General features: G+C 59.2%; 25 protein-coding genes. 13 read left to right on the plus strand and 12 right to left on the minus strand.

The annotated features are described in order from the left end of the window. Positions 1-7: 7 nt before the first annotated feature. From ureA to BN77_RS25595, 6 genes are all read left to right on the plus strand, one after another. Positions 8-310, plus strand: a complete 303-nt coding sequence (gene ureA, locus BN77_RS25570; protein WP_040678458.1) for an urease subunit gamma — start codon at positions 8-10, stop codon at positions 308-310. A 12-nt stretch (positions 311-322) separates the two neighbouring features. Then, positions 323-634, plus strand: a complete 312-nt coding sequence (locus BN77_RS25575) for an urease subunit beta (protein WP_007537609.1) — start codon at positions 323-325, stop codon at positions 632-634. A gap of 1 nt (position 635) precedes the next feature. After that, positions 636-2,339, plus strand: coding sequence for an urease subunit alpha (ureC, locus tag BN77_RS25580; RefSeq protein WP_007537611.1), 1,704 nt, complete (start codon positions 636-638; stop codon positions 2,337-2,339). Between the two features lie 54 nt (positions 2,340-2,393). After that, entirely contained in the window at positions 2,394-3,485 is a 1,092-nt protein-coding gene (locus BN77_RS25585) for an urea transporter (protein WP_007537614.1), read from the plus strand. A gap of 97 nt (positions 3,486-3,582) precedes the next feature. Next, positions 3,583-4,632, plus strand: coding sequence for a HoxN/HupN/NixA family nickel/cobalt transporter (locus BN77_RS25590; protein WP_007537616.1), 1,050 nt, complete (start codon positions 3,583-3,585; stop codon positions 4,630-4,632). Positions 4,633-4,732: 100 nt separating this feature from the next. Then, positions 4,733-5,467 (plus strand): urease accessory protein UreF, encoded by a 735-nt coding sequence (locus BN77_RS25595; protein WP_244426239.1) that lies wholly within the window; start codon positions 4,733-4,735, stop codon positions 5,465-5,467. Positions 5,468-5,587: 120 nt separating this feature from the next. On the opposite strand, the gene BN77_RS25600 is transcribed toward BN77_RS25595, so the two are convergent. From BN77_RS25600 to BN77_RS25610, 3 genes are all read right to left on the minus strand, one after another. Continuing rightward, the gene (locus BN77_RS25600; protein ID WP_007537621.1) at positions 5,588-7,033 is read right to left on the minus strand and encodes a GntP family permease; all 1,446 of its coding nucleotides are present in this window, start codon (positions 7,031-7,033) and stop codon (positions 5,588-5,590) included. 247 nt (positions 7,034-7,280) lie between these two features. Beyond that, positions 7,281-7,907: a hypothetical protein gene (locus BN77_RS25605; protein WP_007537623.1), complete on the minus strand. Its 627-nt coding sequence runs from the start codon at positions 7,905-7,907 to the stop codon at positions 7,281-7,283. Between the two features lie 31 nt (positions 7,908-7,938). After that, positions 7,939-9,333 (minus strand): selenium-binding family protein, encoded by a 1,395-nt coding sequence (locus BN77_RS25610; RefSeq protein WP_007537626.1) that lies wholly within the window; start codon positions 9,331-9,333, stop codon positions 7,939-7,941. 391 nt (positions 9,334-9,724) lie between these two features. On the opposite strand from BN77_RS25610, the gene BN77_RS25615 reads away from it, so the two are divergent. Together BN77_RS25615 and olsE are read left to right on the plus strand one after the other, a co-directional pair. Next, on the plus strand, positions 9,725-11,125 hold the full coding sequence (locus BN77_RS25615) for a Do family serine endopeptidase (protein WP_007537629.1): 1,401 nt from the start codon (positions 9,725-9,727) through the stop codon (positions 11,123-11,125). A 247-nt stretch (positions 11,126-11,372) separates the two neighbouring features. Further along, entirely contained in the window at positions 11,373-12,329 is a 957-nt protein-coding gene (gene olsE, locus BN77_RS25620) for an ornithine lipid hydroxylase OlsE (RefSeq protein ID WP_040678461.1), read from the plus strand. A gap of 136 nt (positions 12,330-12,465) precedes the next feature. Here olsE and BN77_RS25625 read toward each other — a convergent pair whose 3' ends face one another. Then, entirely contained in the window at positions 12,466-13,272 is an 807-nt protein-coding gene (locus BN77_RS25625; RefSeq protein ID WP_007537636.1) for a response regulator transcription factor, read from the minus strand. A 693-nt stretch (positions 13,273-13,965) separates the two neighbouring features. On the opposite strand from BN77_RS25625, the gene BN77_RS25630 reads away from it, so the two are divergent. Next, positions 13,966-14,778: a TIM barrel protein gene (locus BN77_RS25630; RefSeq protein WP_007537639.1), complete on the plus strand. Its 813-nt coding sequence runs from the start codon at positions 13,966-13,968 to the stop codon at positions 14,776-14,778. A gap of 16 nt (positions 14,779-14,794) precedes the next feature. Here BN77_RS25630 and cobM read toward each other — a convergent pair whose 3' ends face one another. Continuing rightward, the gene (gene cobM / locus BN77_RS25635; RefSeq protein ID WP_007537641.1) at positions 14,795-15,556 is read right to left on the minus strand and encodes a precorrin-4 C(11)-methyltransferase; all 762 of its coding nucleotides are present in this window, start codon (positions 15,554-15,556) and stop codon (positions 14,795-14,797) included. 10 nt (positions 15,557-15,566) lie between these two features. Further along, on the minus strand, positions 15,567-16,799 hold the full coding sequence (locus BN77_RS25640; protein ID WP_007537643.1) for a bifunctional cobalt-precorrin-7 (C(5))-methyltransferase/cobalt-precorrin-6B (C(15))-methyltransferase: 1,233 nt from the start codon (positions 16,797-16,799) through the stop codon (positions 15,567-15,569). Between BN77_RS25640 and BN77_RS25645 the strand changes: the two genes are divergently transcribed. Next, entirely contained in the window at positions 16,798-17,568 is a 771-nt protein-coding gene (locus BN77_RS25645; protein WP_040678463.1) for a cobalt-precorrin-6A reductase, read from the plus strand. The two genes, BN77_RS25640 and BN77_RS25645, sit on opposite strands and share 2 nt — an antisense overlap. Here the strand turns inward: BN77_RS25645 and BN77_RS25650 are convergent. From BN77_RS25650 to cobF, 5 genes are all read right to left on the minus strand, one after another. Next, on the minus strand, positions 17,532-18,296 hold the full coding sequence (locus BN77_RS25650; RefSeq protein ID WP_007537647.1) for a precorrin-3B C(17)-methyltransferase: 765 nt from the start codon (positions 18,294-18,296) through the stop codon (positions 17,532-17,534). The two genes, BN77_RS25645 and BN77_RS25650, sit on opposite strands and share 37 nt — an antisense overlap. After that, positions 18,293-19,024, minus strand: coding sequence for a precorrin-2 C(20)-methyltransferase (locus BN77_RS25655; RefSeq protein WP_007537649.1), 732 nt, complete (start codon positions 19,022-19,024; stop codon positions 18,293-18,295). Before BN77_RS25655 ends, BN77_RS25650 begins: the two co-directional genes overlap by 4 nt. Then, positions 19,021-19,653, minus strand: coding sequence for a precorrin-8X methylmutase (locus BN77_RS25660; RefSeq protein ID WP_007537651.1), 633 nt, complete (start codon positions 19,651-19,653; stop codon positions 19,021-19,023). Before BN77_RS25660 ends, BN77_RS25655 begins: the two co-directional genes overlap by 4 nt. Positions 19,654-19,655: 2 nt before the next feature. Beyond that, positions 19,656-21,014: a precorrin-3B synthase gene (cobG, locus tag BN77_RS25665; protein ID WP_007537653.1), complete on the minus strand. Its 1,359-nt coding sequence runs from the start codon at positions 21,012-21,014 to the stop codon at positions 19,656-19,658. A 66-nt stretch (positions 21,015-21,080) separates the two neighbouring features. Then, positions 21,081-21,848 (minus strand): precorrin-6A synthase (deacetylating), encoded by a 768-nt coding sequence (gene cobF, locus BN77_RS25670; protein ID WP_007537655.1) that lies wholly within the window; start codon positions 21,846-21,848, stop codon positions 21,081-21,083. A gap of 198 nt (positions 21,849-22,046) precedes the next feature. On the opposite strand from cobF, the gene repA reads away from it, so the two are divergent. The 3 genes from repA (at position 22,047) to BN77_RS25685 (ending at position 25,483) form a co-directional block, all read left to right on the plus strand. Next, on the plus strand, positions 22,047-23,243 hold the full coding sequence (gene repA, locus BN77_RS25675) for a plasmid partitioning protein RepA (RefSeq protein ID WP_007537656.1): 1,197 nt from the start codon (positions 22,047-22,049) through the stop codon (positions 23,241-23,243). Then, positions 23,240-24,223 carry a plasmid partitioning protein RepB gene (repB, locus tag BN77_RS25680; protein WP_040678798.1) on the plus strand — a complete coding sequence of 328 codons (984 nt, stop codon included), beginning with the start codon at positions 23,240-23,242 and terminating at the stop codon, positions 24,221-24,223. Before repA ends, repB begins: the two co-directional genes overlap by 4 nt. A 126-nt stretch (positions 24,224-24,349) precedes the next feature. Beyond that, a complete protein-coding gene (locus tag BN77_RS25685) occupies positions 24,350-25,483 on the plus strand; it encodes an RHE_PE00001 family protein (protein WP_007537661.1) in 1,134 nt (377 codons plus the stop codon). 129 nt (positions 25,484-25,612) lie between these two features. Here the strand turns inward: BN77_RS25685 and BN77_RS25690 are convergent, their stop codons facing one another. Further along, positions 25,613-26,329, minus strand: a complete 717-nt coding sequence (locus BN77_RS25690; RefSeq protein ID WP_007537663.1) for a Bax inhibitor-1/YccA family protein — start codon at positions 26,327-26,329, stop codon at positions 25,613-25,615. Between the last annotated feature and the right edge of the window lie 20 nt (positions 26,330-26,349).

Below are 26,349 nucleotides of genomic sequence, written 5' to 3' on the forward strand. Positions count from 1 at the left end.
AAAGGCGATGGAACTTTTACCACGGGAAAAAGACAAGCTTGTTATTTTCACGGCGGGGCTGCTGGCGGAACGCCGCAAGGCGCGAGGTCTCAAACTCAACTATCCGGAAGCCATCGCCTATATATCCGCCGCGATACTCGAGGGCGCCCGCGAAGGCAGGACCGTCGCCGATCTGATGTCCTACGGGGCCACGCTTCTGGAACGTGGCGAAGTCATGGAGGGCGTTCCGGAAATGATCCACGACATCCAGGTCGAAGCAACCTTTCCGGACGGCACGAAGCTGGTCACCGTCCACAACCCCATTCCGTGAAGAGGGCGCATCATGATACCGGGCGAGCTTTTTATCGAGGACGGAACACTCGACCTTAATGCGGGCAGAGAGGTTCGTACGATCGACGTGGCCAATTCCGGCGATCGACCGATACAGGTCGGTTCCCACTACCACTTCTATGAGACGAACACGGCGCTGCAATTCGACCGTGAAAGCGCCAAGGGCTTCCGCCTCAACATTCCGGCGGGGACAGCGGTCCGTTTCGAGCCAGGTCAGGCGCGCCCCGTCGAACTGGTGGCGCTCGCAGGCGACCGGAAGATTTACGGCTTCAACGCCAAGATCATGGGCAAGCTAGGAAGCTAACATGGGCACGATCACGCGAGAGAATTATGCCTCCCTATACGGTCCGACCAATGGCGACAGGATTCGGCTCGCCGATACCGATCTCGTCATCGAAGTCGAGAAAGATCACACCGTCTACGGTGAAGAGGTCACCTTTGGTGGCGGCAAAGTTATCCGTGACGGCATGGGTCAAAGCCAACGGCTTGCAGCCGAGGTTGCCGATCTCGTCATCACCAATGTGGTGATCCTCGACCATTGGGGCATTGTCAAAGCGGACGTTGGCATCAAGGCTGGACGAATCTCCGGGATCGGAAAGGCCGGCAATCCCGACATCCAGCCAGGGGTCAGCATCGTTGTCGGGCCGGGCACGGACGTCGTTGCCGGCGAAGGCAAGATCCTGACTGCGGGAGGAGTTGACACCCACATCCATTTCATCGCGCCGCAGCAGGCAGAAGAAGCGCTCGCGAGCGGCACGACGACGCTTGTGGGCGGCGGTACCGGCCCTTCCGTTGGAACGCTTGCGACCACTGTTACGCCAGGACCATGGAACATTCATCGGATGTTGGAGGCGGTCGAGGATCTACCGATCAATGTCGGACTTCTCGGCAAGGGAAATGCCAGCCTGCCCGAACCCCTGCGCGAACAGATACGCGCGGGCGCCATCGGTTTGAAGCTGCACGAGGATTGGGGCACCACCCCGGCAGCAATCGACAATTGCCTGACGGTCGCCGATGAGGAGGACATCCAGGTCGCCATTCACACCGACACCTTGAACGAGAGCGGCTTTGTCAAGGATTCCTTCGCCGCACTGAAAGGTCGTGCGATCCACTCCTTCCATACGGAGGGCGCCGGCGGCGGTCACGCTCCGGACATCATCACGGCTGCCGGCGAGGAGAACATACTCCCTTCCTCCACCAATCCGACGCGACCATACACGATCAACACGATCGACGAACACCTCGATATGTTGATGGTTTGTCACCATCTGAGCCCCCAGATTCCCGAGGATGTTGCCTTCGCCGAATCGCGCATCCGCAAGGAGACGATTGCCGCCGAAGACATTCTGCACGATATCGGTGCGTTTTCGATGATGTCATCCGATTCTCAGGCTATGGGCCGCATCGGCGAGACGACGCTGCGGTGCTGGCAAACTGCCCACAAGATGAAGGTGCAGCGCGGATCGCTTCCTGAGGACAATGAACGCAATGACAACTTCCGGGCCAAACGATATGTCGCCAAGTACACGATCAACCCAGCCATCACACATGGCTTCGCCCACGAAATCGGCTCGATCGAAGTTGGAAAACGAGCCGACCTAGTCTTGTGGAAGCCGGCCACCTTCGGCGTCAAGCCATCGCTGGTGCTCATCGGAGGTATGATCGCCATTGCGCCAATGGGTGATCCAAACGCCTCGATTTCCACGCCGCAGCCTGTGCATTTCCGCCAAATGTACGGCGTCCTTGGCCGTGCGCGCGCTTCGACCGGTGTGACCTTCGTGTCGAAAGCAGCGCTCGATGCAGGCATCGGCGACCAACTTAAACTCAACAAGGGTCTCGTGGCAGTGAAGGGCACACGCACGATCCGCAAGAAGGACATGATCCACAACTGGCTTGCGCCAAAGATTGAGGTGGACCCCCAGAACTATCAGGTTCGCGTGGACGGCCAAATCATCACCTGTGAGCCAGCGGACGTGCTGCCGATGGCGCAACGCTATTTCCTATTCTGATTTTCCTGTTTTGATGCAGCGCGGCCCGCAGGCCGCGCTACTGTTTCGAAATGGATGAACCTCGACTGTGTCGCAGGAGAACCTGTCGTGAACCAGAACTACTTCCAGGACCATCCACTATTCGGCTTCGTCGACTGGTCTCTGCGCGGTATCGGCCAGGTCGTCTTTCAGAACAATCCATTGTCCGGATTGATCATCCTCGCTGCCCTGTTCTTCAATTCTTGGATATATGGATCAATCTGCATACTCGGTGTCGTGGTCGGCACGGCAACCGCAATCGCGCTGCGCGCCGACAGTGGATTGATCCGAGACGGGTTGTTCGGGTTCAACGGTGCGCTGGTTGGCCTCGCCCTCGTCGCTTTCACCAGCGAGAATTTCCGTACTGGCGCGGTGCCGTCACTCTACCTCGCGGTCTATATCGTCTTCGCAGCGGCAATGACGACGATCGTATTTTCCTCGCTCTCCACCCTCCTCGGTCCGTACAAGGTGGCAGCTCTCACAATGCCCTTCGTGCTGGTCGGATGGCTCTTCCTGTTCGCAGTGCTGAAATTCGACAACATCGAGGCAGGCCCGCTCGCCAAACCCGTTTCTCCGGACCAGTATGTGGAGGGCGTCGCTTATGTGCTGCCGACCTGGTACATGGGCATTGGCAACGCGATCGGGCAGATCTTCTTTCAGGACAACTGGATCAGCGGCTATTTCATCATTATCGGCATTGCCGTCCATTCGCGAATAGGCGCTGGAATGGCGCTTATTGGCGCCACGCTGGCGGCGCTCGTGGCAGTCATCTTCGGCGCCCCGGAGGGCGCGATCAGGGATGGCCTGTACGGGTATAACGCCGCGCTCACCGCCATGGCGCTTGGCGGTGTCTTTCTTGTCCTGACCTGGCGGGGATTGATCTATACGCTCTTCGGGGTGGTCGTGACGACCTGGTTATGGGCGTCCGTCGCGATCTTCCTGGAACCAATCGGCATGCCGGTGCTGACATCGACCTTCGTCATCGTGACCTGGCTGATGCTGATAGGCGCTTACGGCTTCAGTTCGCTGACGCCGATTCCCCCAGCGGAGGCGACGACGCCGGAGGACAACCGCAGACGCTTCTTGGCGGCCGGAGGAACACGCGATTCGAAGGTAACCATGGCTTAACCAGGGGTGTTTCGCGGCATCCGGAACAGAATTTTACGTCGCTGAAGTTCCTACTTAACAAGCCTCCGAGAGCGGCGGCGACCAACGAGGGCGGTCCATGATAGCCAATCCATTTGACGATCGGCCCTCCCAGGTCAAGGCCAAGGCCTTGTTTATTTTGCTGTTTCTTATCGCAGCAAACGTCGCTGTTTGGGTTTGGACCTGGGTCGCGTTTGCCGATCATTCCGTACTGCTGGGAACGGCTCTCATCGCCTATATGCTTGGCCTGCGGCATGCATTTGATGCCGATCACATTGCCGCGATCGACAATGTCGTGCGAAAATTGATGTACAAGGGGAAGAGGCCCCTTACCGTCGGATTCTTCTTCTCCCTCGGGCACGCGTCCGTTGTCGTTCTGGCTTCGGTTGCGCTTGCCGCCACCTCTTCGGCGATGCAGAGCCGACTGGATGATCTCCACAAAATCGGAGGTGTCATCGGGACCACGGTGTCAGCCCTGTTCCTGCTGGTCATAGGCATCGCAAACCTCATTATTTTCAGAGGTATATGGGTGGCATTTTTGCGAGCCCGACGTGGCGAAAAGATCATTGATGCGGAACTTGACGCTTTTCTCGCCGGCGGCGGACTTCTTGCGCGGATGTTCCGACGAACGTTCGAGATGGTTTCAGAGTCATGGCATATATACCCGATCGGACTCTTGTTCGGGTTGGGATTCGACACCGCAACCGAAATCGGACTGCTTGGTATTTCGGCCACCCAGGCCATGCAGGGAATGTCCCTCTGGACGATCCTCCTCTTTCCGGCACTCTTTACCGCCGCCATGTCGCTTATGGATACAGTCGACAGCATTCTCATGACCGGTGCTTATGGATGGGCATTCGGAAATCCGATCCGGAAAATCTGGTACAATCTTACTATAACCGGTGCGTCAGTCTTGGTGGCACTCTTCATAGGTGGGCTTCAAGCACTGGGACTGATCGGCGAGAAGCTTGGGCTGCAGGGCGGACTATGGGATGTCGTCGGAGGCTTCAACGACAATCTTAGAAACTTCGGATTTGCTGCAATCGGGATCTTTGTCGCGAGCTGGTTCATATCAGCGATCGTGTACCGGCTGAAGAACTACGACAGCCTACAGCGTGATCTGTCGTGAGGAGAGCTTCTGGCCTAGTTAACCAAACAGGTTCCGACCGCCGACAAGATTGTGGGACAGTATGAACGTTGACCGCTTGGCGAACCGTCCATCAGGAGGGGTGCACACCGCTTCAAATTCAGTGAAGCGGACGGCGGAGCCTGTCTCTCGCAAACAGCAAGAGGATAGGCAAGACGCTATCCCGCTGCATTTATTGCGGCTTGTCAGCCCAAGCCTCCCGATCGGTGCCTTCTCTTTTTCGCGCGGCCTCGAAGCGGCGGTTCATGCCGGATGGGTGCGCAGCGAAGCGGCAGCGAGAGATTGGATCCTCGGCTGCCTTGAGAACGTATTCACCGCGGTGGATGGCGCCCTGTTCTGGCGCATGATCCAGGCGCTCTACGCCGATGAGCATGAGGGTTTTGCCTATGCCAACGCTTGGCTCGCCGCGAGCCGTGAAAGCCGCGAGATGCAGCTTGAGGATCAGCGCATGGGGGCGGCGTTAATTTCCTTGCTCAAGGAACTCGATGTGCCGGCAGCGCACAGCCAAGCCCGCGCAGGACTAACTTATCCAGCGAGTTTTGCAATTGCCGCCCATCACTGGAAAATCGCGCCACTCGCAGCATTGACGGGGCTGATGTGGACTGTTGTTGAAGCACAGGTTGCGGCCGCTATTCGCCTGATCCCGCTCGGACACGTATCGGGTCAACGCATCCTTGTCGAGGCGGTTCCCGTCGTTCAGCGATGCACCGCTCGGGCCGCCACGCTGAAGGACCCCGAGATTGGCAATCTTTCCGTCGCAATGGCCATGGCAAGCGCGTGGCATGAAACTCAATACAGTCGCTTGTTTCAGTCTTGATAACTTGCTCCCCCTGCTTCCAGGCGCCGCACAACCAGGTGCCGCCTTAATCTTCGGCGTCGCCAATGCCGAAGAGGCGTCGATCCGAAGAACGACCACTCACAAGCCGCTTTGCCCTTATCAAAATGAGCCGAACATCGATGCAAGCACGACGACCACAGCAAGGGAGATGATCACACTCACGATCACCGTCATCACCATGTCCAGGTAACTTTCGCCGTGAGTGAGTTTGCTGATTTGCAGCAACAGCAGCACGGTGCCGTTGTGCGGAAGGGCGTCCAGTGTGCCAGCGCTGATCGTCGTCAGGCGATGCATCAATTCAGGGGCGATGCCATACTCGGTGGAAAGACGCATGAAGTCCGAGCCCAGTGCATTGAGGGCGATCGCCATACCACCCGAGGCGGTGCCGGTAAGCCCGGCCAGGACGTTCATGGACACGATGATGGAAACCAGGGGCCCTCCTGGAACATCCAACACAGCGTCGCGAACGGTAGCGAATGCAGGAAGTGCTCCAACCACAGCGCCAAATCCCACGAGGCTTGCGATCATCAGGATAGGCACGGCAGAGGAATTGGCGCCGGCATCAAGCGTTTCTCGAAGAGATGGCAGTCGCCGGTAATTGACGATTATGACGGTCAGAATGGCGGCCGCAAGCGCCAGCACGACAGCCCATACCCCAGCCACCGCCCCGATCGTAACGCCTCCCCATCTCTGTTCAGCCAGAAATGAAAAGTCGAGGCGTGGGAGCACGAACAGAGCCATCAGGAAATTGACCGCGATAACGACGATCAGAGGCAGTAGGGCGAGAATGAAAGGTGGCTCGTCTGCACTTCGCTTGCCGTGATCAATCTCGGCCGGATCGAACCCGCCGGTAGCTGCCGCTTGCTCGCGAGTCCTGTCATCGACGGTGCTATCAAGCTCCGCGCTAGCGACGTAGCCCTCGCCGGCCCTGCGCGCGGCCGCTTCGGCTCTGGCGAGCCACCACATGCCGAAAGCAAAGATAATGATGGAAGCGATGATGCCGAGACCAGGGGCGGCGAAGGTCGTGGTACCGAAATAGGGCATCGGAATGGCGTTGTTGACCGAAGGCGTCCCAGGCATCACCGACATCGTGAACGTGAACGCACCAAGACCGATGGTCGCCGGCATCAACCGGCGTGGAATATTGGCGGCACGGAACATCTCGTCCGCCATCGGCACCAGCACAAAGAAGGCCACAAAGACGCTTACGCCACCATATGTGACGACTGCTGAGGCGAGCACCACCGCGAGCAACGTGCGGTGTGTTCCGAGCCGCTCGGTCAGGAACCGTGCGATCGACTTGATCGAGCCGCTGTCGTCCATGAGCTTGCCGAACAGGCCGCCAAGCAGGAACATGGGGAACCATTGCGCGACAAAGCGGGCGGCGCCGCTCATGAAAGTCTGCGTCCAGTGGGCCAGAAGCGGTTCACCCGAGATCGCAGCCGCCACGAGTGCAGCCAACGGAGCCATTATCAATATGCTCCACCCACGGTAGGCCAGCCACATCAACAACGCCAGACCTAGCAATATGCCAAAGAGTCCCATGCTTGAGCCTCCATCCAAAACTGGGAATGCCATTTGAATTGCTGTGGTCGAAAGGCGGCGCCCGCTCCGGGAGCCGTACAGATTCAGAGATCTCACCCGTGCGGGTCTGCACAACCACAAGGTAGCACCGGGGCTATGCGCGTCAAGATGAGCTCCGGGCGAATCGGACGGATCCATAGATATCCGGGCATGGCATTCCCCGTTGGCCTGATGGCAGCCAAGCCATTGCAGCACACAGGCACGGCCGTCAGGCAAGCAACAGGATAAAGCCGGTGATGACCAGCGCCATGGTCCATAGAACGTCGAAGTTTATCCACATCGTGCGCAGGAGCGAGAGATCCAGCCACTCGAAGACAACGGCTGCAATGATGCCCGTGACCGCGAGCATTGCGCCTGTATGCAACGCAACTGCCCCGAGTGACACAGAAATCGAGGTGCCGGCCGGAAACGGTGTGCCGCCATCGGCGACACAGAGAGCAAGCACTGCCGGCACGAGCATCGCTCCTGCCCCATGGCTCGTCGCCATCATGAAGGACCAGATGCCGAGGCCGGTCACGCCCGTCTGCATGCCGATATTCACGCGATGCCGGTGACCGTAGATCGCATGCTGAGCCGCCAGCCCGAGGATAAGCAGGCCGCCGACGACCTTCAGCATCGCGAAGTCCAGGACGAGGCCGAGCGTCACAATAAGGACGAGCATCGCCGCAACCGCCGCCGCGTGACCGATCGCGATCGGCAGCAGCGACAGCCAGAGGACGCGCCGGCTCCGCCGATGCAGGCCGAGTGCAACGGCAAAGAGCCAGCCCATTGCCGGGTTGATTCCGTGGAATGCGCCGAGGCCGGCAACTGTTAGCCAAGGCAAAAGAGCCGTCATCGCCTATGGTTCCTCGGCAGCCGCGCACCTCTCACGGGTAGCAATAGGAATCGGAGGAACAGTCACCACCCTCGAGCCGAACCTGATGCGGACGATGGCCTTTGGGCCAATCGACGAAGAAATCCTTGTCGAACGAGATCCCGCCATTCTCCCCGACATCGAGCTTGACCATCCACCCGTCGATGCCTTCCGGATAAAATTGTGGGTCGATCGCACCATAGAGCGAATTGGTAAAATAGACCCGCTTGCCGTCGCGGCTGATCTCCACCATTTGCGGCCCCCCATTCAGGGCCCCGTTCGAGGCCTTCGGATGTGTGGCGCGAGAGACTATGCCGCCGATCCGCACCCGACCGGTTTCCTTCGGCGACAGCGGATCGGACACATCGTACTGGATCATGTCGCCGGTGCCCCAGCAGGAAACATAGAGGAACCGGTCGTCCATTGACAGATCGATATCCGTCACCAGCGGCGGCACCGCCTTGAAGCCCTTCAGCACCGGTGGCAGATAGTCAGGATCGGCCGGCTCTGCCGGTATCTCTATGATCTTCTTCGCTGCCCAGTGATTGCCCTCGCGATACCACGTCCAGATCGAGGCCGAGAGGTCCTTGAGGCTGATGACGCAGCCGACAAAGCCATGAGCTTTCGTCGGATCGTGCGCAGGGCGGAGCTCGAACACCAGCTGATGCTCCTCGCCCAAATCGATCTCCTGCAGGTGCTTGCGCTTCAGCAGGTCCCAGAAGTGCAGCTTGTGGCCATATTTCGAGCCTAACAGCACCTCCGGCACGAGGCCATTCTCGAAGGTGTCGGGCGTGCCCCATTCGCTGGTGATCATGGTGTCGTGCCCGAGGTGCCACCAGAAATCATAGGCGAGCTTCTGCGGGCCGCGATCGATTTCCCACTGCCCAAGCACATTGAAGCCGTCGTGGTCCAGCAGGAAGACGCCGCCTGGCGCTCTGCCGTTGGCATCGCCGAGCGCGTTTACATAGATTCCTTCCGGCCCGCAATGGACGGTGTGCAGGCGGGAATAGTTCGCCTTCTCGGCAATCTCGGCAGGCTCGATCACCCGAACAATTTTCGGCGATCGCGGGTCCGGCTTCGTGTCGATGATGTGCAGCCGCGACGATCTCAGTCCCGGCACGACGAGATACCGGCGCTCGACGTGCGGATGCGACGCATTAGGGCAAAGGCAGGACGAACAAGCGTTCCATCCGAAATGATGGAGTTCGTCGCCGACATTGGGCATGTCGACCTGCCCGACGATCCGTGAATAAGTGGCCGATGCTGGATCGACGTCCACCACGGCTATCGCGTCCGGCTTTCGGCGCTCGGGATCGAAGGCAGCCACATAGGCCAAGGTTTCCCTCGCCGCTTTTGCTGCCATTCGTGGAGATGGATAAAATGAGCTGTCCGGACGCCAGGTCGCCATTTCCGTTCCCCCCTGCTTTGCAGAATGTGACTTGAGAATGTATTAATTGCGGCAAAATCTGGCTAAAAGTATGGTCGCAACCCAAAGCAGTGGCTCGGATTCTCTCCGGGCCGGCTTGCGCGGGCCGGCGCCTCAGAGATGATCGGAGGCGCTGATCAAAAATGAAGGTGCCTGGGAAACGTCTGAGTTGCGCGACCGGTCGAGGTCGATCCCGCCCTCCCCCTGAAACCTTCCCAACTGGTATATTCAAAGAGAACGCGCTATAATTGAATTATGCTGTTCCGCAACATTGCTGATTGGATTGCCCGCGAACTCTAAGGGCGGGAGCCACACATTTCCGAAGTTCTGCCAACATCTGGCCCGAAATATCTAGAACACGGAGTGACAGACAATGGATACCTGTTATGCCGGATCCGCGACTTTGACTGTCGCACGCAGCGCCACACCGCGCGCTTTCGCGCGTTCTGTCGCTGTCGGCCTTGTTGTTTTTCTGATGCTTGCTTCCCCCAGCACGGCCCAAGTCAGGGATCTTTCTGATCTCGCAGCCAAAGTTATCGATGCCGTCGTCAACATCCAGACGAGCAGAAACGCCGTGGTTGACCCGAACTCCGACGCTCAAAGTCAGCCTCCGGAGGGAGAGCAGCCGCGTCCGCAACGTTCTCTTGGTTCGGGTTTCGTGATCGACGCTTCAGGTATCATTGTCACCAACGAGCACGTGATCAGGGGTGCTGAGGAGATTTATGTCATCCTCAACGATGGAACACGGATGCCCGCCGAATTGCTGGGCGAGGACAGGTACATCGACGTTGCCGTCCTGCGGGTCCAGCCGACGACCCCATTGCCTGTCGTGAAGTTCGCCGATTCCGACCAAATACGTGTCGGGGAGCCGGTCATGGCGATTGGCAATCCGTCCGGTCTCGGCGGCACGGTGACCGCCGGAATCGTCTCCGCCAAGAACCGAGACATCAGAACGAGTCCCTTTGACAACTTCATTCAGACAGATGCAGCAATCAATCGTGGCAATTCTGGTGGACCATTGTTCAATATGGCCGGCGATGTGATCGGGATCAACACGCTGGGCCTTACCCCATCTGGCGGCAGTATCGGTCTGAATTTCGCGGTGCCAGCCAACACGGCACAGCCGATCATCGCCCAGCTTCGTGAGTTTGGAGAAACCCGACGCGGCTGGCTCGGCGTATATCTCCAGGATCTGACCAGCGAAATTGCCGAGGCGTTGAGACTGAACCCACCCCGCGGAGTCCTGGTTTCAGGCGTCGATCCACGCGGGCCGGCTGTTCCCGCCGGCATTCGCGCGGGCGACGTGATCGTCAAACTCAATGGCCAAGAAATACACGATGCACGTCAATTGCAGCGCATCGTCGCCGAAGCGCCTGTTGGCACAACCGTGCCTGTGACCGTGGCGCGCGATGGTCGCAGTACCGAACTGACCGTTACATTGACACGCAGGGAAGCACCGGCACCAGGGACAACTGCCGTATCTGCCCTTGGCATGCAAGTTTCCAGCATTACGCCAGAGTTGCGAAACCAGCTCCAACTGCCTCGCGATGCCAGAGGGGTGGTGGTCGCAGCGGTGGATCCCAGCTCCCAGGCCGGCCGGCACGGGATCCGACCCGGGACCGTGATTTTGGAAGTACACAACGAAGCGGTCGACTCTCCGGGGGACTTTGTCCGGCGTGTGGAGGAACTGAAGACCGAAGGTCGCCACTCCGTGGTAATTCTCGTACTCGCCGCCAATGGGCAGACGCGGATCATCGCATTGAATTTAGCGTGAGCTAGGGGCGTAGAGTTTCGGTTTGGTCTGTAAAGTCCTCGGGGGCCGCAACGCCGGGGCCTACGTAAGGTATCAATATTGCAAAGTGGCCATTGCTCTGCCACAAGGGCGTCCCGCCTGTCGGCATACGCGCCTGCATTCCTTTACACGTATGACCATATGGCACTAATTGTCGCCCTGAGCCTTGCCTTGCAGTTGCAACTGCTATGTATCATGAGCCGTCTGAGGCGAGGTCAGGGTGCGCACAATGAATGAGAGAAAGTCGGTGCTTCACATTGCGACGTCATGGGCGCTATGGCCGGCACTCTTCGCGGCGGGATTGGCCGGGGCTGGCTTTGCCTTCCGCACAGACGCGCCGCTGCTGTGGTTCAATGTCGTTTATCTGACAATCGTGATAGCGATTGCAGTCTTTGAACGGCTGATGCCCTATGAGCGGGAATGGCTAAAGCACGATGGCGAAACTCTCAACGACATCGCACACACGCTTCTAACCAAGGGGGGTGTGCAGATTGCGGCGGCCATCGGTGCGTCTGCACCAATGGCGATAGCGACCGTCGCGCAGCCAGCTTTCGCGTCGGCAGCGGCGACGTGGCCTGATCACTGGCCGCTCGTTCTTCAAGTGGTGCTGGGTTTGGTCATCGCCGAGTTCGGCCTCTACGTTGCCCACCGCGCGGCCCACGAATTCCTTTCGCTGTGGCGATTTCATGCTCTTCATCACAGCGTCGAGCGTCTTTGGGTCGTCAACACCGGCCGCTTTCACGTCGTCGATTCGCTTTTCAAGATCGCACTCAGCCAGATTCCGCTTTATCTCCTTGGGGCCTCCCTGCCGGTCTTTCTTTGGATTAGCGCAGTAACAGCCTTTATTGGTCTTCTCACCCACTGCAACATGGATGTGAGGACAGGCCCACTCGACTGGGTTTTCAGCACCCCGCGTCTGCACCGATGGCATCATTCGAAGGTGCTTGCCGAGGGAAACACCAACTACGGCGAGAATCTCGTGGTGTGGGATCAGATATTTGGCACTTACTTCAATCCGCCGCGCAGGCCGCCGGCAGACATCGGCATCAGCGGACGGATTGCCGAAGGCTTTCTGGCCCAGCTTGTACAGCCTTTTTCAGCCAAAGGGTTCAGGCAGATCCTGGGGCGGCGCCATAAGCCACAGGTGAGCTCCTTATCTGGCAAGGAAGAGGCCGTGCCCGAGTGACATCCGCCACCACGAATGCCGGGTCATTTCGCTGTGAAGGAGAGATGGCCGCTTAGAGTAGATGGCGCTCAGCGAATTTACCGCGCGCCATCTGCGGAAATGTTGAAGTTCGTTCGCAGTGCGAGCCGGAAAAGAGTCACTCGGCGTGCGTACTCCATCTTGCATCGCCTTGGAACATGTCGTTGAGCTTGTAGGCAACTTCCGTCCGGTTCGTCGCCTTCAGCTTCTTCATAATGTTCCGGATGTGAACCTTGACGGTGCTCTCGCGCAGATTGAGCTCATAGGCGATGATCTTGTTCGCCTTGCCCTTGCGAAGCGCCTGCACGACCTCGGCTTGCCTCAGCGTAAAGATACGCGTCAGTTCTTTTGGTCGCTGCTGTTGCTGGCTCCGCTCGACACTAGCTGCTGCAGCCGGCGAAAAAGTGTTGCCCGCAACAATAAAGATGCCGCCTGCAACGGCCAGGGCAATCGCTTCGACGCAAACCTCGATTCCGACAGAGGTCGGAATGAACCCGCGAGCGCCGCATTCGAGTACCTTTAACGTTTGGCTGAGATCGTCGCCATCGCCTAGAACAACGACTGGAGCAGGCGCGACTTCAGACGTGATATTCGCGATTTCTTCGGAAAGCGCGGCGTCGTTAGCCTTCCCGCCGGCGATGTTGAGAAGAACCGCGCCAACAGACTGGCAGCTGTCCTTTTTTCGCCGCCATTCCGCAAGCGACCCAACGGCAAGCGCGGCCATGCCAAGACCGTTCGCCCTCAATGTTGTCGCAAGGCATTCGCGTTCAAGTGTCCTGGCGTCGACAATCAGCAGGCACTGATCGTCGTTGTGTGCCCCGTCAGAATACTCGATATCCGCTCCTGCCTTGGACAGTGTCGTTGCAGGCCGGAGCCTGTTCAATGCGATTCGTCCATTCTCAAATTCCGAAGGTACGTAATTCATACTAGCCTCATACCCCTTTAGTGCTGGAGATGGTTCGCAGGAAGTAAACGCAATACTTTGCGACGGTCTCCTAAACGCTGTGGTGTTTCCCCTTTAGTACGCTAACAAAGTAGAATTCATGTCTGTGTCAAATGCCAATGTCACTTAACGCTTGGTTTCTACTTTATTAACAAACTACATACACGATCTCTAATAAGCAATACAAAAATATTTCTGACAGTTAACAGAAGAAAGGTGAGTACATAAAATTGTACCGCTCATCGCCAAATAGTAGAATTTGGTTTCATGGTACTGCTGAAAATATATTTGACCCAAGGTAGTATTGACATACGAAGGAATAAAATTCCTGAAAGATGTTATCGCTTCTTCATCTATACGATTAAAATACGACGACAGATCGCATTCCCTCATATTTATTATCGGCGATTGCAGTCGAAAACCTGTGCTAGATTTCAAACAAAGGAGTGAATCCGGCCGATCGGTTGTCATTTTTATTTGCGTTATCTTCGAGGATCAAACAGCACTATTTCGATAATATCGTCGCCTGTTGCCCCGTGAGAGGTTTCTCTCATGGATGTTCTATTTTCTCTCACGAATGAGAGCATCGCCATCCGCGACCCAGATGGATCGCCGGTTTAATTCGGCTAGAGAGTCGGATGGACACGTTACGCTTCTCGGGCAAGGAGACCCCAAATGCCATCGCTTCGCTTTGCGCTCAATCATATGGCAGCACCGTCGCTTCCGATCCAAGACCTGTTTGCCTTGGCCGGTTCGCTCGGCATCGACGCGGTCGAAATTCGCAACGACCTCGCGGGAAATGCGATCATCGATGGAACGTCGCCGGGGGCCGTCGCAAAGGCGGCGCGGCATCACGGGATGACGATACTTTCCATCAACGCGCTGCAGCGCTTCAACGAGTGGAATGCGCGCCGCGCCGACGAGGCGCTGACGCTGATCGAATATGCGAAGGCATGCGGCGCACAGGCGCTTGTTCTCGTACCGAAAAACGATGGCACCGGTCGAGCCGATGGCGAGCGTCAGGACAATCTGCGCCAATCGTTGGCCGCACTGAAACCGATGCTTGATACGGCCGGAATTATAGGCCTTGTGGAGCCACTTGGCTTTGAGATTTGCTCTCTCCGTTCCAAAAGAGAGGCAGCCACGGCAATCGATGCCCTGTCGGCCCGATCGACCTTCAAGCTCGTTCATGACACGTTTCATCATCATCTTGCCGGCGAGGGACAACTGTTTCCCGACATGACAGGGCTGGTTCATATCTCGGGTGTCAACGATCCCGCTGTTTCTGTCGCGGATATGCGCGACCCGCACCGCGTCCTGGTAACGGCCGATGATCGCCTGGACAATGCCGGACAGGTACGAGCACTCGTGGAAGCAGGCTATGCGGGACGATTTTCGTTCGAGCCCTTCGCAGCCGAAGTGCACGATCTGAAGGATCCGGCAAGCGCGTTAAGGGCAAGTATGGGTTACCTCTCGGCGTCGGTCTGAGCCGAACCGATCCCGCCTATTCTCGGCCGCGAAAGCGGCGCTGATAGCCCGCGTCATAGAGCGAGCTCTCGCGAAAGTCGCTGGCCGCAAGCGATGGGCCGACGAAGATGATCGCCGTACGCTCGATGGGCTGTGCGGTCAGCTTCGCCTCGATGTCGCCAAGCGTCCCCCAAACGATCCGCTCATCTGGCCAGGACGCCTTGGCGACGATCGCGACCGGGCAATCGCTACCGTAGAGCGGCGTCAGCTCTGAAACCACTTGTCCCAACGCATGAATGGCAAGGTGGATGGCCAAGGTCGAACCCGTCGCGCCGAACGTCTGTAAAGTCTCTTCGTTCGGCATTGGCGATGCTCGACCAGAAACGCGCGTCAGCACCAGACTTTGGGCTACGGCCGGAATCGTCAGTTCCCTGCCAAGGCTGGCGGCTGCCGCCGCAAAAGCTGGCACGCCGGGGGTCATCGTATAGCCGATGCCATGTTTTTCGAGCCGACGGATCTGCTCGGCAACCGCACTCCAAACGGAAAGGTCACCTGAATGCAACCGCGCGACATCCTCACCGACGGCGGCGGCGCGAAGGTATTCGGCCTCGATCTCGTCGAGTGACATCGGCGCAGTGTCGATGATGCGTGCGCCGGACGGGCAGTATTGCAATAGCTCCGGAGAGACGATCGAACCGGCATAGAGACAGACTGGGCATTTGGTGATGAGGTCACGGCCGCGCACCGTGATAAGGTCCGCAGCACCTGGTCCGGCACCGATGAAATGCACAGTCGTCATCTGCTTTGTCTCACTTCTTTATATAGCGCCACTGCGTGACGGGCATGGCAGGGCGCCAGCCATTCATGCCGCCGAGGGGCGCTGCACGTGCGATTTCCATACGTGTCAGCGTCCCACCGTTCTTCTCATGCATCGAAAGCAGCATTGCATCCATCTCAAGCGTCACGGCATTGGCAACGATGCGCCCTCCCCTCTTCAGCGCCTGCAGTGCTCGCTCGAGCACCCCTGCCTCGCTGCCGCCACCGCCGACGAAGATCGCGTCGGGCTCAGCCAGGTTCAAAAGCGCCTCGGGGGCAGTTCCTTCCACGATCGCCAGCCCGGGGACGCCGAAGGCAAGGGCATTTCGGGCGATGCGTGCGGCCCGCTCGCTTGATTGCTCGATCGCGATCGCCCGCAGCGACGGGTCGGTCAGCATCCATTCGATGCCGATCGAGCCGGAGCCGGCGCCAATGTCCCAGAGCAGTTCGCCATGGCGCGGGGCCAATGCGGCAAGCGTGATCGCGCGGATTTCCTGTTTGGTGATCTGGCCGTCATGCTCGAAAAGCGCGTCGTCCAGCCCGGGCGTGAGCGCGATCGTTCGTGCCCCCTCCCCCGCCACGACCTCGACGGCAAAGACGTTCAGCGGATCGATTGCAGCAAGGTCAAAGCGATCGGCACGAGCATGGCGCTGCCGCTCGCGCGCCCCGCCCAGCGCTTCAAGAACGTGCAATTTGGATTGGCCGAAGCCGGAGAGGCAGAGGAGTTCTGCGAGATGGCGTGGCGTCTCGCCGTCCGACGTCAGTGCGATGATCCGCCGGCCGTGATGCAGGTGTGGCCGGATGAGATCCAACGGGCGACCGTGCAGCGAAACAGTGGTCACCTCCTGCAGTGGCCAACCGAGCCGCGAAGCCGCCAGGCTGAAAGAGGATGGCGCCGGGATGACATGCATTTCATCGGCGCTGATGTGTCGGGACAGCGTCGCGCCAACGCCGTAAAAAAAGGGGTCGCCCGAACCGAGGACGACGGTCGGTGAACCACGGCGCGCGACGACCGCCTCAATTGACCTGTCGAACGGGCTTTCCCAGGCACGCCTTTCGCCGCTGATGATCGCTGCCGCGAGCTCAAGATGCCGCCGACCGCCGAAAACCGCAGGCGCGGCAGCGATCAGCCGCTTTGCCTCATCACCCAGCCCGGCTGGACCGTCCTCGCCGATGCCGATAATAGTCAGCCAGCGTTGGCTAAGAGCGGAAGGCATATCAGACATGGGTAAAATCCGCATCCTGATGCTGGGTGGCACTGGTGAAGCACGCGCTCTTGCCCAAGCGCTCGCTGACACCGGCCGGTACGAGGTCTTGCTCTCGCTTGCTGGTAGAACGGAAAAACCGTCCGATCAACCGGTTCCGTTTCGCATCGGCGGTTTTGGTGGCGCCGACGGACTGGCTGCTTTTCTGCTTGATGGTCGCTTCGACCTGTTGATCGACGCAACGCATCCCTTTGCCATGCGCATCTCCGCAAACGCCAGTGAGGCCGTAGCGGCGATCGGCGTTCCCGCATTCGCGTTGCGCCGCCGCGAATGGGTGGCTGTACCGGGCGATCGTTGGACGAATGCTTGGACCGTCACAGAAGCGATTGAGAAGCTTGGCCCCTCGCCTCGCCGGGTCTTGCTGGCGATCGGTCGCCAAGAAGCGCATCGCGCCGAGGTCGCGCCCCAGCACTTCTACCTCGTGCGAAGCGTCGATCCGGTCGAGCCGCCCCTCGTCCTTCCCGATGTTCAGTTCGTCTTGGATCGCGGCCCTTACGATGTGGAACGCGAAGTTTCGCTGCTTCGCAATCATCGCATCGACGCCGTGGTGACCAAGAACAGCGGCGGTTCGGCGACTTATGCGAAGATCGAGGCGGCCCGCCGGCTCGGTATCGAGGTGATCATGGTCGCGCGCGGGCCAGCCGCCGCCATGCAGACGGTCGCCACTGTTGAAGAAATGCTGGCCGCGATCGATCACCTGTTTCCTCCTGCAATGAACCGCGGGGTGTAGACGAGGTCCGATTTGCCGTTTCTCGCAACAACCTTCGTCTCGGGCGAACCGATGATGACGCAGGTTGCCATATCCGCGCTCGCAGCGTCGGCCTCACCCAGCCGCTGGAGCGTGATGCACTCATCGGGGCGTCCTGCAGCCCTGCCGAAAATCACTGGTGTTGTTGCAGGCAACTCTGAGAGAAGCAATTCGAACGCCTTGCCCAATTGCCAGGGGCGTGCTTTGCTGATCGGGTTGTAGAGCGCGATAACGAAGCCCGCCTTGGCCGCCAAGGAAAGCCTATTTTCTATTAAATTCCAAGGCTTTAGATTGTCGGAAAGCGAGATGGCGCAAAAATCGTGGCCAAGTGGCGCGCCAATGCGGGCGGCAACCGCAAGCATGGCGGTAATCCCCGGTAGCACGACCAGATCGACGGTGCGCCATTCTTCAGCACCGCTATCGATGGCCTCGCAGACGGCTGCCGCCATTGCAAAGACACCCGGGTCACCGCCGGAAACGACGCACACGGTCGCACCGGTCGCTGCGGCACGCAGCGCAGCGGCCGCACGATCCAGCTCCTCCCGGTTGTCGGATGCATGCCGTCGCTGATCGGAGCGAAGGTTCAGCCGGTCGAGATAGGGTCCGTATCCATAGAACTCCGTTGCCTGTGAGACGGCGGCGTGAGCTTCTGGCGTCATCTGCTCGGGATTGCCCGGGCCCGTTCCGATCACGAAGAGCTTGCCGGTCATCGGCGGGCCTCCCAGCCGGGCACAAGCACCAGCGAGAAGTAGGGCGCGTCGCCATCGGGTCGGTCGGCAAGTTTCGTCATCACCGCATTGGCCATTGTGCCCCGCTCAACGTAGACGGCCTCGGCAAGGCGACCTGATGCCTCTAGCGCCCGGCGGATTTTCGCAAGGTTGCGCCCCACTTTCATGATCACGGCGGCCTGCGTGTCCGATAGTCGGCGCTGCAGTTCGGCCTCCGCCATTGTCCCTGGCAGCACGGAGAGGACGTCATCTCCCTGGACAATCGGAATGCCGGCAAGCGACCAGCACCCGGACATGGCGCTGATCCCTGGAATGACTTCGGTCGGAAAGCGGTTCGCCAGGCGTACATGCAGATGCATGTAGGAACCGTAGAATAGTGGATCGCCCTCGCTCAGTACCGCGACGGTGCGACCGTCTTCCAAGTGCTTGGCCACGGCAGCCGCTGATCGATCGTAAAAGGCGGTAATCTGGTTTCGATAGGCCTCTTCGTTTTTTTCGATTTCGATCGTCACCGGATAATAGAGCGGCAGCAGGATCTTTTCTGCGCTCAGCAGATGCTCGACGATCGCCTTGCCGTTGCCGCCCCTGCCCTGCTTGGCGAAGTAGGCAACGACATGTGCCGCCTCGATTGCCTTGACGGCCTTGACGGTCAGGAGTTCCGGGTCACCGGGACCCGTACCGACACCAATAAGACGGCCAGAACTCGTCATAGACCAGGTCTCGCCAAAGCGTTCAGGGCGGCCGCCGTCATGGCACTGCCGCCGAGGCGGCCACGCACGATCGCAAACGGTACGCCATAGGAGTTCTCCGCTAAAGCATCCTTCGATTCGGCTGCGCCAACGAAACCGACCGGCATGCCAATGATCGCTGCCGGTTTCGGCGCGCCGTCCCGAAGCAGTTCCAAAAGATGGAAGAGGGCTGTCGGCGCATTGCCGATGGCGACGACGCTGCCTGCGATCCGCTCCAGCCAAAGGTGAAGTGCGGCTGCCGAGCGGGTATTGCCGCTCTGCTTCGCAAGCTCCGCAGTACGCGGATCGTGGAGCGTACAGAGCACGTCATTGTGGGCCGGCAAGCGCGTACGGGTAACGCCATGAGCGACCATTTCCGCGTCACAAAAGATCGGAGCCCCGTCGTGCAGGGCAGCGCGCGCGGCGCTGACGAAGCCCGGCGAGAACACGAAATGCCCTGCCGCTTCAACAAGCCCGCATGCGTGAATCATGCGCACGGCAATATCGGCTTCCTCGACGGAAAACCGTGAAAGATCAGCTTCGCTGCGAATGATCGCGAAGGATCGCTCGTAAATTGCGTCCCCGCTGTGAATATAGTCGTAGTCAGGCATTCCTATCCCTGTCGCAGCGCCTTTATGGCGTCGTACTTGCCAATCCGCCTAAGGCAGGCGGCAGCCGATTCGCCAGCTTGTCTCTCGTCTTTGACGAGGCGAGCGAGCTTCTCTATAGCGGAATCGATGTCACCGCCAGCAATCTGTGCATCGGCAATATCCGACGCGACGCCGTCCAGCATGAGATTGTAGCCATCGTCCGCGCCGACAATGGAAAGAGCTGACCTCGGATGGGCACAACCCTTGGCGCAACCGGAGACGTGAACAACCATCGAGCCGTCCAGTAGTTCAACAGCAATTGCGGCCAACTTCTCGGCGCGAGCCTTGGTCTGGAAGCGGCCTGAAGCGCAGGCACCGGCCCCGGCGCAAGCAGCAATGCTCATCTCAGGATCGGAGCGGTTGACGGACAGACCATACTTGGACGCCATTTCCGCAAGAGTTTCGGCTGACCGACAGTCGAGTCCCGTCAAAAAGAATATGCGCCCAGGACCTGGCCTGACTTGCGTTGCGCCAAGCACCCCGGCTGATCCAAGAAATGAAATAAGCTCGCCGGCGTGGATCTGGCCGAAGCGCGGACTTAGACCGAGGACTGAGGAACCGTCAGGAAGGGCGAGAGTGCCGGCCTCGGGATCCTTGCGTTCAGGCGCTCTGGCGAGCACTCCCTCCATAAAGGGGAAGGCGGCCAGCAGAGCCCCGCGTTCGATATCGCGACACCGTTTGTGGCGGCCACAGGACATCAGCAGGTGAAGAAGATCTCCAACCGCTTGAACGGCAGCATCGGGACTTCCCGTCAGCAGGGGCAGGGCAGTTTGTTCGTCGCCGCTGATGGCGACCCGCCAGATACCAGCGGAAACTGCGGTCACACGGATGTCGCCGGTGACGGCGGCAAGACCATAGGTGCCACCGCCGTCGATCAGGATTGATAGTTTCGGCGCCAGCAAGGGCGAAAGAAAAGCCGCGGCAAGTTTGTCGCGCAGCAGCGCTTCTATCTCGGCTGGATTTCCGATCTCGTCCGGCGCGATGCCATAAAGCGGGGAGAGTTCGATGATAGGGCCGGGGGGAACCGAGATACCGGCGGCGTCGAGATCTGCCGCAAGCGGCTGGACGGTCTCTGTCCGAAGTCCACGGATTTGCAGGCTGCCGCGCGCCGTGATCTCGACTATCCCGTTTCCGTGCCTTTGCGCGGCCTCGGCCAACCGGGTAAATTGCTGAATGGAAAGAATGCCGCCAGGGGGCCTGAGCCGCGCGAGCAGGCCGTCACCGGTTTGCATCGGCTCCAGCAGCGTCGGGCAGGCGCCACGGCGCATCCAAGCCGACGGCTCTTGTCGGCTGTTTTGCGTCGTCTGTTCGCCAAGTGCCATCACTGCCAGTTCCTTCGATCACGTACTTACATGATCGGCACGATCATCGCAAAACCATGATCCGTGTCAAAGATCATCGAAATCATGTCCCTTGCGCAGCAGATAGATGTCCATGATCCAGCCGTGACGCATGCGTGCTTCAGCCCGGATCCTGACGATCTCGTCAGCAACCTCCGCCAATCGGCCGGCACGCGTTATCTCGTCAGGGGTTCCGAGGTAGGCGCCCCAGAAGATTTCCGCGTCGGGGTCATCGATCTTCGAAAAGGCCGTCTCGCCATCAAGCATGACGACCGTACTGTCGGCCCGATTGCCTTCCTCGACGAGACGTCTGCCGGTCGTAATTTCGAGTGCTTTTCCGACAAGGTTGATGGGAATGCGGTGGCTTGCGGCAAGCGCCTGGATACTCGTAATGCCCGGAATGACGCTGAACTCGAAGGCGAGGGCGCTCGTTTGGCGGGCGCGCTCGAGAACGCGGATTGTGCTGTCATAGAGGCTGGGGTCGCCCCAGACGAGGAAGGCGCCTTGGCCGGCCTCCGGAAGGTCCCTGATGAGTTTCGAATACCTCTCGGCAATGGCGGCATGCCACTCGTCAACGCTCTCGAGATAGGTTCGGCCAGCGGTGGCGCGCTTTGGCACGGCAAATTCGATGATCTTGGTATTGCTGTTCGTGACATAGCGACTGCAGATTTCTCGGCGGACAGCGGCAAGTCCGTCCTTTTCGGCGCCTTTGGTCGGAATGAAGATCGCGTCCACGGCGTTCATTGCGTTGATCGCCTGGAGGGTCAAATGCTCGGGATTTCCCGTCCCGATGCCGATGATGTGGATATGACGCAACGCCTCTTCCCCTTCAGTTCCGTTCGTTTCTCATAGAGCCCGCCCGGGCTCCACAAGTGCAAAGGCAAAATGTTGGCCGCGGCCAACTCTGCGAAGGCCAGCATGGCTGTTGTTGTCGTGATTCGCGAATCATGGCATCCTCGATACGCTTTTTAGCGCGATGTTGATAGAAAAGCGCATTGATAGGGATCGGGTGTTTTGGACAACATTAGCGTATCGACGACGGACGTGCGCATTGAGCGGCACGCCCACCAACTTTCACGTCAGCTCAAGCTTCTTCGCGAGAAGCTCTTTCCGCCACTGTCACAGAAGACGTTGCGAACGTTCACATCCGGGGAAGCCGCACAGATGATCGGGGTATCCGACGGATACCTGCGCCAACTCTCGCTGGATGGCAAGGGACCGCAGCCGGAGGTTTCCCTCAACGGCCGGCGTTCCTATACGCTTCGACAGATCAACGAGCTGCGCCACCATATGGCGCGGATCAAGCCGAAGGATGCGCTGTCCTACCTTCCCTGGCGACGACCGGGCGAAAAGCTGCAGACCGTTGCGGTGACGAACTTCAAGGGCGGCTCGGCAAAGACCACGACGACCCTTTATCTCGCCCAATACCTGGCGCTGAACGGCTATCGCGTACTGGCCATCGATCTCGATCCGCAGGCCTCTCTATCGTCCATGCTGGGTGTCCAGCCGGAGTTCGATTTGGCTGACGGCGACACCCTCTACGGCGCGATCCGTTACGACTCAAGCCGACGCTCTTTAAAGGACGTAGTGCGCAAGACCTATTTCGATGGGCTCGACCTGGTGCCGGGAAACCTCGAATTGATGGAGTTCGAGCACGAAACGCCGCGTGCGCTCGGGGATCGCCAGCGGACCGGGGAGGTGTTCTTCCGGCGTGTCGGTGTTGCGATTGCCGAGGTCGAGGCCAACTACGATATCGTCGTTATCGATTGTCCGCCGCAACTCGGATATCTGACGCTCGGCGCCGTCTGCGCGGCAACTTCACTTCTGATCACCATCCACCCGCAGATGGTCGACGTGGCGTCGATGTCGCAGTTCCTGCTGATGACGTCTGACCTTCTCTCTGTCGTACGAAAGGCCGGGGGCGATCTGCAGCACGATTTCATCAAGTATGTTGTCACGCGCCACGAACCGTTCGATGCGCCCCAGTCACAGATCGTCGCACTTCTGCGCAACCTGTTTGCGGACGACGTTTTGACGGCAACCATCCTCAAGTCCACGGCGATCGCCGATGCGGGACTAACGAAGCAGTCGCTCTACGAGATTGAAAGAGGTCAGGTTAGGCGATCGACCTACGACCGCGCGTTGGAATCGGTCAACGCCGCGAATGGCGAGGTGCTGGCAGGAATTCACAAAGCATGGGGTCGGACATGAGCAGACGGGATCGACTGAAGGGGTTGTTCGACGATACCGCACAGGAGTTGGCCGCGGCCAACCTGGAAGAGGAGGCGCCCCTTCGTGGCCCGGCCGGCCCGGTCCGCTCAATGGCCCTGACGCTCGGGCGGATGGAGGAAGAGAGCAGGGCGATGCAGGAGGCGCTGCTCTCCGGCGAGCGCGTCGTCGAGCTCGATCCGGACCTCATCGACGTGTCCTTCGTCAGGGATCGGCTGGCCGAGCTGCCGCAAGATCTTGCGGATGAACTGGTGCGATCGATCGAGGAAAATGGGCAAGAGGTCCCTATTCTCGTCAGACAGCACCCTCAGGTCGCCGCGCGTTACCAGGTGGTCTACGGGCATCGACGGCTTCAGGCGCTGCGCTTGCTTGGACGCAAGGTCCAGGCGATTATCCGCAAACTTGATGACGTCGACGTCGTCATAGCGCAAGGCATCGAGAACTCCGCAAGGCGCAACCTCTCCTATATTGAACGTGCCGTCTTTGCCTTCAACCTTGCTAGTAAGGGCTTCGAGCGACCCGTCATCATGACGGCGCTTTCGACCGACAAGACTGAATTGTCGAAACTGATCTCGGTTGCCAAGAGCATCCCGATGGATGTGATCATGGCGATCGGTCCCGCACCAGCTGCTGGACGGCGAAAATGGATTGCCCTCGCCCAAGACTGGACCAATGCGACCAGGACCCGCCTGCAGGGTCTGCTTGCCTCAGAGAACTTCGCCGCTCAGGAGAGCGATCGTCGCTTTGAACTCGTCGTCACCGAACTGGCAACGAAGCCTGACAGGCGGGCGGTAACCGAATACGAATGGTCCCCGAAGCAATCGGGCAGGATCAAGGGCCGTATCCGAAGCGCCGGCAATTCCTTTACCCTCGCGCTGAAGACCGGCGATGCTGCCGATTTTGGCGACTATATCTCGCGTCGCCTCGACGAACTCTACGACGCGTTCAAGGCTGGAAAATAGCATCTCTGGCCACAGGGGCTGCTGGACCTGCCGACCGACGATGTAAATGTAAAGATCAATCATGCATTCATAACGGAAGTTAAGCGTGATTTGGGTTCCGTTGCGTGGAAATCGAAATAGCTAACAATGCGCTATGAAATCGACAGTCCGTTGCTGGTCAGCCTTTTGCCGACGATCGTCGAAGCCGAGGATGGTTTGGCGAGGCTGGATGAGCGGGCGGCACGCGCGACGGTCGCAGAAGGTTTTGCCGAGCGCAGGCATTTTTTCGATGCCGTCGGTGCCCTTTGGGTCGCCGGTGAGTTGGTCCACATCGAGGACCTCGTTCTGCATGACGCCCATATGGATACGCGCACGCCAAGCCACGAACTGACGATTGCCCATTCCGTTCTGCGTGTGCGACGACGCATCTGGACGGCTGCGCCGGACTGGGCGCTCGCCCCCTCTGGATTGTCGGCCTTGGCTGGGGGCATAGAAGGGGAGGGGGCTGCCCCCGAGATCAACAGTGCAAAGTTGCTGGCCGACGAGGATGTAGACAGCGAGGCGGATGGTCTTCTCTCCGCTGAACTGGCCGAGATCGATGCGGTCCTTGAAAGATCGCAGCGATTGTTGGATAGCCATAGCCAACTCGGCGCAGCGGAGCTACTTGCTCCGCCCGACCGTCTTCGCGAGAAACGGAGCGACGATCCCCTTGGTTTGTTCGATGATGAGGAATGGGATGAGCCGGCGCGTCTTCGCGCATGGCGTAAGACTGTGGTGATCGCCGACAGCTTACCCGCGACGCTTGGCGCAGCTTTAATTTTTGATGCCTGGGAAAAGATCGAGCCCCTTCGTCGCCAGCATTGGCTCGGAGGTCTCCTCGTTGCCAGCTATCTTCGCGCACGCGGCAAGGTCACGTCGCACCTTTTTGCCTTCTATGCCGGCCTGAAGACAATACGCTATGAGCGGCGACGCGCGCGCGACCGGCTGACGCGCTTGCAGGCATTCCTTGAGGCCATGGTGGAAAGTGCGGCTGCGGGCCTGAAGGAGATGGACCGTCTTTCGCTGGCGCGGACCCAGATGGAAATCCGCTTCAGGGATCGTCGTTCGAACAGCAGCCTGCCGCAACTCGCGGACTTTGTTCTGTCGCGGCCGATGGTTTCTTCGGCAATGGTGGCCCGCGAGTTACGGGTGAGCAGCCGCGGCGCACTCAATTTGTTGAACGACATCGGTATCCGAGAAATCACCGGACGAGGGCGCTACCGGGCCTGGGGCATCATCTGAGCGAGAGTAAAAAGGAAAGCGGCCGGGCGTGATGACCCGGCCGCTTTGTAAGCACCCGGTCCGCGCATCCTGTCACAGAGTACGGACCGGGTGCCCTAGCGCTTCCTTTGCCCCCAGAAGCGCTTATCTCTACTCCCGCTCACCCGTGAAATTGAGCAGCAGCTGGAAGATGTTGACGAAGTTCAGGTAGAGCGAGAGCGCCCCGAAAACGGCGAGCTTCTGGTTCGATTCCTGGTCATAGTTCTCCGAGTACTGTTCCTTGATATTCTGCGTGTCATAGGCCGTCAGGCCAACGAAGACGAGGATACCGATCACCGAGATTGCGAACTGCAGGGCGGTCGAACCCATGAAGATGTTGACAATGCTCGCGATGATGACGCCGATCAGGCCCATCATCAAGAACGAGCCGAAGCGCGAGAGATCCTGCTTGGTCACATAGCCGTAGAGGCTGGTGGCGCCGAACATGGTTGCCGCGACGAAGAAGGTGCGCGCAATGCTCGTTCCCGTAAACACCAGAAAGATGGATGCGAGTGAAAGGCCCATGACCGCGCAAAAGGCCCAGAAGGTCATCTGGGCAGCGCTGGCCGACACAGTCTGAAGCTTGAACGAGAAGAAAAAGACGAAGGCGAGGGGCGCAAGCATCACGACCCACTTGAGCGGGGACTGGAAGATCGGCACGTAGAGCGCCGGCGTGCTGCCGACGATAAATGCGATGATGCCCGTGATGACGAGGCCGAGGCCCATGTAATTATAGACGCGCAGCATATGTTGCCGCAGACCCTCGTCGAAGAGCGCCTGCGAGCCGGCGGCCGAGCCGTAGCCAAAACGCGGATTGGTCGGGTTCATACTGATCTCCTCGGTTGGAC

The organism is Rhizobium mesoamericanum STM3625, assembly GCF_000312665.1.
In the GTDB taxonomy this organism is placed as follows: Bacteria; Pseudomonadota; Alphaproteobacteria; order Rhizobiales; family Rhizobiaceae; genus Rhizobium; species Rhizobium mesoamericanum.